The 11,276-nt window shown below is 45.5% G+C and carries 11 protein-coding genes and 1 pseudogene; 10 read left to right on the forward strand and 2 right to left on the reverse strand.

Annotated elements, in window-relative coordinates:
* Positions 1-1,083 precede the first annotated feature (1,083 nt).
* Positions 1,084-2,655, forward strand: coding sequence for a putative Ig domain-containing protein (locus CUN85_RS01515; protein WP_135388293.1), 1,572 nt, complete (start codon positions 1,084-1,086; stop codon positions 2,653-2,655).
* A gap of 26 nt (positions 2,656-2,681) precedes the next feature.
* Here the strand turns inward: CUN85_RS01515 and CUN85_RS01520 are convergent, their stop codons facing one another.
* A complete protein-coding gene (locus tag CUN85_RS01520; protein WP_135388295.1) occupies positions 2,682-2,900 on the reverse strand; it encodes a hypothetical protein in 219 nt (72 codons plus the stop codon).
* Positions 2,901-3,347: 447 nt separating this feature from the next.
* Between CUN85_RS01520 and CUN85_RS01525 the strand changes: the two genes are divergently transcribed.
* From CUN85_RS01525 to CUN85_RS01560, 9 genes are all read left to right on the forward strand, one after another.
* Complete coding sequence (locus CUN85_RS01525) at positions 3,348-3,686, forward strand: hypothetical protein (protein WP_135388298.1); 339 nt, start codon at positions 3,348-3,350, stop codon at positions 3,684-3,686.
* Positions 3,683-3,850, forward strand: coding sequence for a hypothetical protein (locus CUN85_RS12880; protein WP_167848750.1), 168 nt, complete (start codon positions 3,683-3,685; stop codon positions 3,848-3,850). Before CUN85_RS01525 ends, CUN85_RS12880 begins: the two co-directional genes overlap by 4 nt.
* Positions 3,850-4,080 carry a hypothetical protein gene (locus tag CUN85_RS01530; protein ID WP_135388300.1) on the forward strand — a complete coding sequence of 77 codons (231 nt, stop codon included), beginning with the start codon at positions 3,850-3,852 and terminating at the stop codon, positions 4,078-4,080. The genes CUN85_RS12880 and CUN85_RS01530 overlap by 1 nt, the downstream gene beginning before the upstream one ends.
* Before the next feature lie 82 nt (positions 4,081-4,162).
* A complete protein-coding gene (locus CUN85_RS01535; RefSeq protein WP_135388303.1) occupies positions 4,163-5,146 on the forward strand; it encodes an ATP-binding protein in 984 nt (327 codons plus the stop codon).
* A gap of 49 nt (positions 5,147-5,195) precedes the next feature.
* The gene (locus CUN85_RS01540) at positions 5,196-8,237 is read left to right on the forward strand and encodes a phage/plasmid primase, P4 family (protein ID WP_135388306.1); all 3,042 of its coding nucleotides are present in this window, start codon (positions 5,196-5,198) and stop codon (positions 8,235-8,237) included.
* Between the two features lies 1 nt (position 8,238).
* Positions 8,239-8,460, forward strand: coding sequence for a hypothetical protein (locus CUN85_RS01545; RefSeq protein ID WP_135388309.1), 222 nt, complete (start codon positions 8,239-8,241; stop codon positions 8,458-8,460).
* Positions 8,457-8,753, forward strand: coding sequence for a hypothetical protein (locus CUN85_RS01550; protein ID WP_135388312.1), 297 nt, complete (start codon positions 8,457-8,459; stop codon positions 8,751-8,753). The genes CUN85_RS01545 and CUN85_RS01550 overlap by 4 nt, the downstream gene beginning before the upstream one ends.
* A 131-nt stretch (positions 8,754-8,884) precedes the next feature.
* Entirely contained in the window at positions 8,885-10,216 is a 1,332-nt protein-coding gene (locus CUN85_RS01555; protein WP_167848751.1) for a DNA-packaging protein, read from the forward strand.
* Complete coding sequence (locus CUN85_RS01560; protein WP_135388314.1) at positions 10,213-10,419, forward strand: hypothetical protein; 207 nt, start codon at positions 10,213-10,215, stop codon at positions 10,417-10,419. Before CUN85_RS01555 ends, CUN85_RS01560 begins: the two co-directional genes overlap by 4 nt.
* A gap of 81 nt (positions 10,420-10,500) precedes the next feature.
* Here the strand turns inward: CUN85_RS01560 and CUN85_RS01565 are convergent.
* Positions 10,501-11,154 (reverse strand): annotated as a pseudogene (locus CUN85_RS01565) (IS5 family transposase); the annotation flags it as partial.
* Positions 11,155-11,276 lie beyond the last annotated feature (122 nt).

Genomic DNA, 11,276 nt, shown 5'->3' on the forward strand with positions numbered 1-11,276 from the left:
TACAAACATGGGCAAAATATATCCGATTTAAGTTTTTCTAATATTACATTAGAAGAAACTATGTATGGACTCAGTTTCCAAAAAGCTGATAACATTACTGCGCATGATATTATTATAAAAGATGGTGATAGAAAACATGGTGGCGGTTTGCTGTACTGCCAGATGGAAAATTCTCATATATACAATGTCCAAGTTATCAATGCAAGCGAAAAGAACTTAGATGTAACTGGGGCCTATGGGGTACAGTTGTCAGGCAATAACAATCTGATACATGATGTTTACATAGACTATGTTGCATATAGTGGTACAAGCTTTACGGGTGGTACTAATTTAACTGCCTATAATATAACAATAATAGATGCTGGTCATAATGGATTTGAGGTTGAGGTAAATGATTCAAGATTCACAGATATTTTAATTAAAGATACTCATAGACACAATCTGTTTCAAGTTGGAAAAGTGGAAAAAAATGCTACTAGAGGTAACAACACATTTGAAAATATCACTAGTATTAATCCCAATATTGGATATGGAGCATGCATAACTGAAGGTAGCTTTGACACCATTATTTCAAATTCAACATTTGTAGGCAAAGGTCCTTATATTTCGAATTCAAAGAATATAACTCTTATTAATATCGTGCAAAAGGATGCAATTGGGACCGGCTCTGCAGGTGTAGGATATCTATCTACAATTGTTTCAGGTACTAGCTTTTCATATTTAGAGGACCTAAAAATAATCGATGGTAAGTTTTCTAATAATAATTGGAAAGATTTATGGTTTAATTACGGTGTAAATAAGATAATTAATACGAATTATACTACAGTCCGTTTGGATCGTGATTACTTTTCCACAAATTATTATCTGGATATGATAATTCTTGATTCCAATGAGAATCCTGTTCCTGAGTCAATCATCAAAACTAAAAATGAAGTAAGTTCGGTTGCTGGATGTTTAAATGGGCTGGGTAATGATATGGCTTCTTTTATAGTTGATTCAAACGGAAGGACATATCTACCACAAGTCAATCGGATTCAGTCTCCTGTACTAACTAGCATGTATAAAGAATTAGGCGCTGATTATTTGACATTAATCCATGAGGCCACAATCACCACTCTCTCAGGCGACATTGTCACCCTCTCTAACATAACTCCAGATCCCTCTTGGTACCGCGAGGACCCCAACGTCCCCACCTATACCATCACCGCCATAATTCCAGACGACAGCACCACCGGACCACACATAACAGGCTTTGCACCAAGTGAGCACAATCCCTTCAATGCAGAAGAGACCAAAAAGTTCAGGGTATGGGCAAATGAAGAACTTACAAACATGAAATGGTATGTCAATGGCAATCTCAGGTCAAGCGGGTCAATGGAATATAACTGGGTAGTCGAAGAAGGCTCACATACCATCATGTTCGCAGGTTCCAACTCCGACGGATCAGTCACCCAGTCATGGGAAGTAACAGAGGGTGTTCAGATTCCTGTGGAAGAACCTGTTGAAGACCCCACCCTCTCCCCCAACGACACCACATTCACCCCTTCCGCAAGCTCCCTTACAGCCGAAGTGGGTAAATCCACGACCTTCAATATCACTACCGACCAGCTATTCACAAGCCTCAACTGGTATCTTGACGGGGAGCCTGTGGCAAGCGGGACTATGAGCTATACACAGGAATGGGTTGCACCCGGAACACACTCTATAAGTTTTGAAGGGGATGCCGGGCAGGATCTTATCTCGAACACATGGACAGTGGTCGTGTCTGAGGTGGGGTCCTCGATCATCAGCATCTCGCCGTCCTCCTCAGTTGTAGCTCCGGGAGATACCTTCTCCCTTGACGTGTACATCGACCCCGGGACACCCCTGTCGGGCTCGCAGTTCGATCTTCAGTACAGCAGCCTTGCTTCGGTAATTTCTGTACAGGAGGGCGGTCTGTTCTCATCCGGTGGCCTGTCCACCACCTTCTATGAAGGTGAGGTTGACGAGCTGGCCTCTTTACTAAGTGCTGTGTATTCCGCAATAGTGGATTCCGGGACAATATCAAATCCGGGCTCCATGGCCACAGTGGACATGGTTGCGGGAAGCAGCACCGGGATGCTTGAGCTGGCGCTCCCGGATGTCTTACTGAGCGACGCGGACTCAGCTCCTGCTCCGTATACGGTCTCAAATGCGACGGTACTGGTGGACTCTGCTCCTGTGTTCGATCCGATTTCCGCTGAGCCTGTTACTGAGGGAGATACCATTATGTTCATGGTCAATGCAACAGATCCTGACAGTGACCCGCTCACATACTCATGTACATCTTTGCCTGACGGGGCCACCTTCAGCCAGACAACCAAGCTCTTCACCTGGAACACGCAGGAAGGGGATGCAGGAGAATACAGTGCTGTGTTCGATGTCACGGACGGCTATCTTAACGACTCTGTAACTGTCGGCATGACCGTCGCTCCCGTATCAGTGACTGATATGCACCCAAGATGGGATGTAAACGAGGATGGGGTCGTGAACGACCTCGATATGACTCTCGTGAGACATAACTATGGTAACACCTACACCGACAACCTTCCCGGGTGGGATGTCAACCAGGACGGTATCGTGAACATCCAGGATCTGTCCATGGTTGCAAGCCGCTTCGGGGAAATAATTGAGTGATACTTTCAGGTATCAATCATCTTATTTCACTCGTAAATGTGCTCTATTGTGATCGGTTGATTAGATAGAACTGCTTCTTTCTCCTTTTGCTCTCTGTTGTAGCGACCAATGAACTCCGCTAGTGCGATGCTAACAAGATCTGACATACTGCTGAAGTCGCCTGTAGCTACAAGCTCTTCTGCCTGTTTTTTTATATACGGGCTCACAGTTGCGTGAATTGATTCTTTCTTGTACTGAATAGCCATTACATCATGATGTACTACTTATTACATATATACACTTTCTTAAAACAATGGCCTAATTATGTCATAATAGCCACTTTTATATATTAAGAGTTTCATGTCATAATTAGGAGATAATAAGCTTATAACATAACAGTACATTCCTGTGGCTATGAAAATATGCTACAAAATGTGGACTCGGGAAAGTATCTCTATGTCAGTTAAACTGCAGGCCATCAGTTAGGATTGGTCTGCAGACCGATGAGGTGAAAGATTGAGAAAGAAATATAAGACAATACATCAGCAGTTTGCTAAATATTTGGAGTGATGACCAATGCCATCTAACTTTGCAGGCGAGAAGGCATTGGCCATCAAGAATGAGGCACCTTGGGAAAAGTGTGGAGCCTTTCCCTTGTGGTACTCGATGGGCAAAACGAACTATATGATTAAAATCTTTACGGAGGTCTGAGTATGGGCAGAGCTAAGAGCGGAGGCTATGCAGGCAGGCCAATAGGATCCACAAAGGACCGATACTGGCTAGGTGAATGTCATCAGGAACGCAGGCTCAATCATGCCATGGACCTCTGCGAGCTGACGGTAGGCCAGACCGCAAAATGCCCTGTCTGTAATCAATTAACTGCAAAATGTATCGAGGCAGGTGTCACAAAGTCCCTTGGTGCACGATCGCGATGGAGATGTGTTTGTGGGCATCAGTTCACCAGATCAATAACCCCTGAGAAGATGGCCCAATACTATGCAGAGGACCTCAAAAGGATGATCGAATCCAATACCCGCGAGGTCACACTATGACCATCAACAACATGGCTCTTGTAGAGGGCAGTATAGTGGCCAAATGTGTATGTGACGGCTGCGGGTACATATTCAACGTTGATTGGCAATACAGAGAGCAGGCTGTCTACTGTCCGGAATGCAACGAAAAGGTCTTACCAGGAAATCTCCGGGGAGATGTTTGATGAGCGGTACAGAAACGCGTATAGCTTACACCCAAGCCTATGAGATCTTTACAAAGGTTGGTGCAGAGGTTGATTCCAAGGGTAACATCAAGCCAAATGCACAGATCAGCATATGCAGGAGGCTTGAGAGCGGGGATGAGATCAAAGAGCTGATACATGCCGACATTTCCAGGGGTATCGAGGAGGTAATGATCGCAATTCATGATATTCTCAAGAGAGGTGCTCAGTGATGGTGATCTGGTATTGTGATCAAATGCTCCATATGGTGCAAAACTGTGTGGAGAGAAATATAGATTGCATTGAGGTAAGAAAATGAAGCTTGAAAAAGACAGACTTGTACCTGTTCTTGAAACGTTGGGGTACAACACGATCGGTAACACCGATGTATGGAAAAAGGCCAGTGAAGACCCGGAAGACTCCATATTCTGGGGTGTGGACTTCAAGAAGAACGAGGTCTTCAAATGGGTAAGAGACCATCGGGAGTATGACGCACACGCAGATCCTGTTCTCATGGAGCTTAGGACCCTTGCAGAAAGTATTGAAGAGCAAAGTGGTGAACCTTCAACAGATGCCCCCGAAAGCACCGACCAAAGTACGAAGGGTGAGCAGTCCGAGGAAGAGTCCACCAACAAAGACAAAGCATTACAAGCTTATGAAAATAACGCTTTAATAGACCTCATCCACGGCTATGTCGGAAACGATGTACTCGAGGTGTTCGGAGATACGGGCAGTGGTAAATCAAAGTTTGCCATGGCCGTTGCAAAGGAGGTCATTGCATCTGGCAAGAAGGTGTTCTATCTCGACACCGAGAGAAATCTCACTGAAACAGACATTGCAGGTCTGAAAGGATGTGAGTACAAGTACACGCCCATTATCGATGAGATCGATTCCATATGCCAGAAGCTCCCGAAAGTGGACGTGGTAATAGTTGATTCCATCGGCTTTCCCATCCTTACATCATACGCAAGGCTTAGTGTCAAGCAGAAAGGGGATGCCTTGTTAAAGCTCATCGCAATTTTCGGTGATCTCAAGGGCTGGGCCTACAAGAACAACGGCACAGTGCTTGTGACAAACCAGCCGGAGTCCGAGTTCAACAAGGCACCGAACCATATCCTCCGACCCTTCGGTGACAAGTCACAGTTTGCTGCCAAGGAGATCTGGAAAACGGAGATCGTGGACCGCAAGCCTGCCTACACCAATATCCGTATCAGTGCGTTCAGGAGCAGAAGTGTCGGCCACAGAACCAAGATCGCGGACATGAGGATCAGCAGCAGTGGTGTGGAGGTGCAGACATGATGTGCTGCTGGATAAGGCTCATTGAAAAGGTCATTCGAGGAGGCCAACGATGAGCAGTGAGATGATCGAGGAGATCAAATCTAAAATTGACATCGTTGGCCTCATCGCAGAATCTGTCAAGCTGAAAAGACAGGGGAGTGTCTATGTAGGTGCAACCTCATCTTCTTCAAGATCAGGTGCATCCTTAAAAGTGGATCCGCACATGCAGCTGTATAACAACTTCGCCGAGGATAATGGTGGGGATGTGCTCAGCTGGATAGCTTATCGTGAGGGTCTTGATATTGGGTCTGATTTTCCAAGGATACTTGAGATCGCTGCTGAGAGAGCAGGTGTTGTACTTGAGCATCAGAGCAAAGAGCTTCTTTCTGAAAAAGCCGCAGTCCACTCATTCCTGCGTGCTGCAGCCGGATATTATCACGACCAGCTAACCGATGAGCACAGGGCATACATCCATCGCAAATGGGGTATAAGCGATAAGATGATCGATCAGCTTTTGATCGGCTGGGCTCACGAGGACTGTCACCTGCAAAGAGAGCTTGGAGACCTGTTCCCTGAAGATGTCATGAAGAGGTCTGGTCTTTTCAATGTCACAAATGATGATACGTTAGTGGATGTGTTCTGTGGTAGGATAATCTTCCCATACTGGAAAAAGGGTAAGGTGGTCTACTTCATTGGACGTGACCCCATCTGGACCAAGGAGAGCAGATCACCGAAGTACTTCAAGCAGATGGTGCACTCCGAGGCCAGGCCCTATGTCAGCAAGGTTATAGACAATTCTGTGTTCTATGGAGAGGATTCCATCCAAAAGGCAGACTCTGTCATGATCACAGAAGGTATCACCGACTGTATCAAGGCCCACCAGGAAGGTCTGGCTTGCATATCCCCTGTTACGGTCCGCATCAAGGATGAGCAGAAGGAGTATGCATATCAGCTGCTCAAGAACAAGTCCGAAGTTATCATATGCAATGACAATGAGGACAATCAGACCGGCAAAAGAGGTGCAATGGCAACCGCAGAGTACCTTGAATCAAAAGGTGTACCTGTTCGAGTAGTGGAGTTGCCAAGACCAGAGGGCGTTGACAAGATCGATCTGGCAGAATACCTGCAGACACACTCAAAAGAGCAGCTCCAGCAACTGAACTCAAAAAATGTATGGGAAATGAAACTGCTGGCTCAGCATGTTCCGGATGGTAATGTAGAGAGGGCCAGGTCTGCAAAGGGATTCATTCTCAAAGATCTAAAGCAAATGGACCCATCCTTGCGTAAGATCTTCATCAGGAACGATGTCCGTGAATATTTCAAGCTTTCAAGGACCGATATCAATACGATCATGAGATCTATCAAGTGGGAGGATGATAAACAAAGGGATCCCCCAGGGGACGATACTGACTTTTTCAGCAGCAAAGGTAAGCTTAACGTGAAGAGACTTTCTGAGTATGCGATGTCGCTTGCCCATTTTATTACATTCGATGATACAAAGCGAGTATACGTGTACCGCAATGGGGTGTATGTTCCAAACGGAGAAGATACGATCGCCAGGATCGTTCAGAATGCACTTGGTGATTCGTCAAAGAAGAACCATATTGCAGAGGTGATCAACTACGTCCAGCTGGATACACTGATATCAAGGTCCAAGGTCAACCATGATACACATAGGATCAATGTCCTCAACGGCATCTATAACCTTGATACGGATGAGCTCGAGCCGCATTCACCAGACTATATCTCGATCGTACAGCTGCCAGTGACATATGACCCGCAGGCCATCTGTCCCCTGGTAGATAAGTTCATATCAGAGGTTCTGGATGAAAAGGACGGAGACCTGATCTATGAGATACTAGGCTATTGTATGGTCCCTGACACAAGCATCGAGAAGTCGGTCATGTTCCTTGGGAAGGGAGCAAATGGCAAATCGGTCATGCTCAACCTGTTCATAGATTTCCTGGGTACCGCCAATGTAAGCACTGAATCGTTGCATATGCTTGAAAATGATCCATATTCGACTGCTGAACTATACGGTAAGCTTGCAAACATCTTCCCGGACCTGGCATCCAAGGCCATCTATGAGAACAGCACGTTTAAGACCATCAGTGGTAATGAACGCAAGATACGAGGTCAGCGCAAGTATGAACATCCGTTCGCCTTCAGGAACACGGCCCGTCTAGTATTCAGTGCCAACAGATTACCACCTGTTCCAAACGATGATTTCGCTTATTTTCGCAGGTGGATATTACTGAAGTTTTCCAACATCTTTGAAGGCGATAAAGCTGACAAGAACCTGATCAACAAGATCACCACGCCTGAGGAGATGTCTGGTCTGTTCAACAAATGCGTTGTGGCACTGAAAAAGGTCCTTGCGGAGGGAAAGTTCAGCTACGATCTGAGCACCGAGCAGGTCCAGCTAATGTACCAGATCAACTCAGACCCCATAGCTGCGTTTGCCGATGAGATGATCGTATATTCCGATGGAGACACCCAGAAGAAGATCATGTTCGATGAGTACACGAAATGGTGCAAGTTACATGAGCTTACTCCATTTGCTGCAAACTCATTTGCCCGAAGGCTCAAGGCTCTGGGGTATACTCCCGGCAGGGAGAGCACTGGAAGCAGAGCACACACATGGGAGAATTGCTCGATACGTGATGTCAACTCCCGTCCAGGTTCGCAAAAAAACACGGACGATAAAAACCAAGATTTGGCGACTTCACCGTCCGAAAACCCGGGTTCTACCTCTAATTGTAATATAGTACACGACATTAATAAAAAAGAAAATGAAGAAAATAATATGCTATATGTAAACAATAGGGAAAAACCCTCCAAACCTGGACGGAGTGACATACAAGTACATCCATTGCAATCGATTTCATCTTGTCCAGGTAAAGATATCGATCAAAGAAGCAAGACAAAACTTTCTCTTGGTGAAAGGATGGACGTTTTCAGAAGAGCATGTCATCAAACGGATGATGTTAAAGAGATTCAAAAACTATGTCTTGCAGCTGGAGTTAACGACTTTTTTGAGATACTTGGTAAACTCAGGAAGATAGGGGAAGTGGTGATGCTTTCCAAAGATAGGATCAGGTTGGTGGGATGAGATGAGTACAGCCTTTACTCCAGTATCCTGTTTATGCATCAACTGCAGGGAGAGGATCATTATAACAGAACCGGTTGACAGGGTCACCTGCCATACATGCGGAGAGGTTATGAAAGTGGTCATAGGAAAGAAGCTAAAGCTACCCAGGATACCCGTCAGTTCAGTTGAAAACAAAAAACAAAAAATCGGTATTCTAACATTCAAAAAAGAGGGAATGAGATGACCACTAAAAAAACAATTCTACAAACGATCAGAAAACACTGCCTTGAATGTGTATGTGGTTCGCCGAAGGAAGTTGAGCTGTGTACATCTGAGGATTGTGCACTGTATCCGTACAGATCTGGAAAGGATCCAATGCCTAACTCTGGCAAATCAAAGATAATGGCTGGCAATAACCCTGCTCAGTTTTCCAATAATTCAACGCCTAGGCGTGAGAAAATCTCTCTAGAATCGACGAACGCGGTCAAGGTGGTACCAGAGTATGGGTCAGCATTTTTTGAGGCGTTTTTGGCTTGAATTTTGACAGTTTTTAACAAGAGGACATTGTAGAAATACAACAGATCAAAATCGGTTCACACAAACCTTTAGTGAACAACCCCAATAGTTGAGATGAAAAAATACCCAGAACAATATCGAGATGAACACCGATGAAACAAAAGAGAGGATCGCTTGCAGAATCAATTGCATTGCTGCCAGAATCAGAGCGCCAGAAGATCCTGACCGATATCAGCGATGAAGAGGTCCAGCAGTTGGAATACGACTGGAAGTTCTGGGCTCGTCCCAATCAACTCCCTCCTGCAGGTGACTGGCAGTACTGGTTGGTGCTCTCTGGAAGAGGCTGGGGTAAATCGAGAGTAGGAGCCGAATGGGTCCGGGATAGGGTAGAGTCAGGGAAAGCTAAAAGGATAGCTCTTGTGGCACCCACCGCAGCTGATGCCAGGGACACGATGGTGGAGGGAGAATCCGGGATACTTTCAGTTTCTCCGCCATGGAACCGACCCGTATACGAGCCATCCAAACGCAGGCTTACCTGGCCCAACGGTGCGATCGCTCTGCTCTTCAGTGCCGAAGAGCCGGACCGGTTAAGAGGTCCCCAGCACGACACTGCCTGGTGTGACGAGATAGCTGCCTGGAAGTACCCGGACAGGACATGGGACATGCTGCAGTTTGGCCTAAGGCTTGGAGATGATCCCAGGGCTGCGATCACAACAACTCCGCGGCCAATACCACTCATCAAAACCCTGCTCAACGATGCCAGCACACATGTTACAAGAGGGTCGACCTATGAGAACCTTTCAAACCTGGCCCCAACCTTTATCGACGTGATCATCAGCAGGTATGAAGGGACCCGGCTGGGACGGCAGGAGCTCAACGCTGAGATCCTGGATGACAATCCAGATGCACTCTGGACCCGGCAGGTGATAGAGGATGCCAGAGTGTCCAAAGCCCCGGACCTTGTACGTATAGTTGTTGGTGTGGACCCAGCGGTCACATCCGGCGAGACTTCAGCCGACACCGGCATAGTTGTTGCAGCTGTGGACGAACGTGGAGAGTACTATGTCCTGGGCGACTACACTATTCATGCAACACCGAAGAAGTGGGCGCAGGAGATCATCGCAGCTTACTACAAACACTCTGCTGACAGGGTTATCGGGGAAGTGAATAACGGTGGAGAGCTTGTGGAGTATACGCTTCGGACGATCGACCCGAACGTTTCATATAGGTCCGTAAGGGCCAGCCGGGGAAAGCAGACCAGGGCCGAGCCTATCAGTGCTCTGTATGAGCAAGGCAAGGTTCACCACGTGGGGTCCCTTCCTGTCCTTGAAGACCAGATGTGTGACTGGGTTCCTGGAGAAGGAAGCAGTCCGGACCGTGTAGATGCTCTTGTATGGGCATTGTCGGAGCTTAGCAGATCAAGATTTGGAGCACAGGGACTGAACATGTCGGCATTGATCAGAACAAGACCGAGGGACCTATGAGGCCAAGACTCTATGCAACCGTGAGCAAGAATACGACCGCAGTGCTCTATCGGGTGATGAAAGAGCAGGATTGCAACAAGAGCCGGGCGGTTGACTTCATTGTGGAGTACTATTCGAAGATGCAGAAAGATCTCAGGGAGAGGCAAGTTGAGGAGACTGCAGAGCTTGTGATTGAGAAACTGAAGTTGAAGAAGCGGGTGTAGAAGTTCGAATTTAACCACTTGCACAGTAACGGGTAATAGGTATCCTGAAAAATAGATACTCAAAGTTTTAGGAAGTTCGGGCTCTGTAGAAATCCTTATTTGAATCAAACAAACAACCTTGGCATACCTGCCAAGGTTGTTTACTATTAGCTTTATTTTAATCTCTTTTACCTGATTCCAGTGCTTCCTAGCCTTTATTTCCTCACCATATTTCCTTTTGAGGACTGAAAACATAGTTTCAACCAGGTTTCTGTTATGGTAGAGTTCCTCATCAAACTCTTTTATCATTTTTCTACGATAATATCCTTTTATCCTTTTTCTCTTCCTCTGCCTTAAAGGAATAATGGCTATTGATTGTAATTGTTCTCTTGTTAGTGAATGTATAGCTTCTGAATCATATCCTTTGTCCATGACATAGTAGTTTGATCTTCGAGTTTTATGACATTGTTTTAACAATGTCTTTGCATGTTTTGCATCATGACTTGGTTTGCCTGATATCTTAAAACCAGTAACTATTAACTTATTAGTATCAACAGAAATACTTACTTTCATGAATGATCTGCGTTTCTTCTTTGTTCTGAGTGAATAGTAGTAACTGCAATGACTACTGGTAAATCCACTTGAATCAATAGCAGTAACTTCTATTCTTTCACCATGTGAGTAGAACAGATCAAGTGTTTGCTTTAATAATCCATTGAAGTAAATAGATTTAATTCTTCTAACGAAATTAGGTAATCCACTATCATTCAGTTGATGTTATGTAATATGAATTAGACATATTTTCATCATGGGGAAACGGGGACCAAAACCAAAATACACTAATGTTGCTTGTCCTAATGAAGACTGTGAATATTATG

This window comes from Methanolobus halotolerans (genome assembly GCF_004745425.1).
Classification (GTDB): Archaea; Halobacteriota; Methanosarcinia; order Methanosarcinales; family Methanosarcinaceae; genus Methanolobus; species Methanolobus halotolerans.

Excerpts from the sequence above, each read along its gene's own strand:
- CUN85_RS01520 (WP_135388295.1), bottom strand. The coding sequence starts at position 2,900 with ATGGCTATTCAGTACAAGAAAGAATCAATTCACGCAACTGTGAGCCCG.
- CUN85_RS01525 (WP_135388298.1), top strand. The coding sequence starts at position 3,348 with ATGGGCAGAGCTAAGAGCGGAGGCTATGCAGGCAGGCCAATAGGATCC.
- CUN85_RS12880 (WP_167848750.1), top strand. The coding sequence starts at position 3,683 with ATGACCATCAACAACATGGCTCTTGTAGAGGGCAGTATAGTGGCCAAA.
- CUN85_RS01530 (WP_135388300.1), top strand. The coding sequence starts at position 3,850 with ATGAGCGGTACAGAAACGCGTATAGCTTACACCCAAGCCTATGAGATC.
- CUN85_RS01535 (WP_135388303.1), top strand. The coding sequence starts at position 4,163 with ATGAAGCTTGAAAAAGACAGACTTGTACCTGTTCTTGAAACGTTGGGG.
- CUN85_RS01540 (WP_135388306.1), top strand. The coding sequence starts at position 5,196 with ATGAGCAGTGAGATGATCGAGGAGATCAAATCTAAAATTGACATCGTT.
- CUN85_RS01545 (WP_135388309.1), top strand. The coding sequence starts at position 8,239 with ATGAGTACAGCCTTTACTCCAGTATCCTGTTTATGCATCAACTGCAGG.
- CUN85_RS01550 (WP_135388312.1), top strand. The coding sequence starts at position 8,457 with ATGACCACTAAAAAAACAATTCTACAAACGATCAGAAAACACTGCCTT.
- CUN85_RS01555 (WP_167848751.1), top strand. The coding sequence starts at position 8,885 with ATGAAACAAAAGAGAGGATCGCTTGCAGAATCAATTGCATTGCTGCCA.
- CUN85_RS01560 (WP_135388314.1), top strand. The coding sequence starts at position 10,213 with ATGAGGCCAAGACTCTATGCAACCGTGAGCAAGAATACGACCGCAGTG.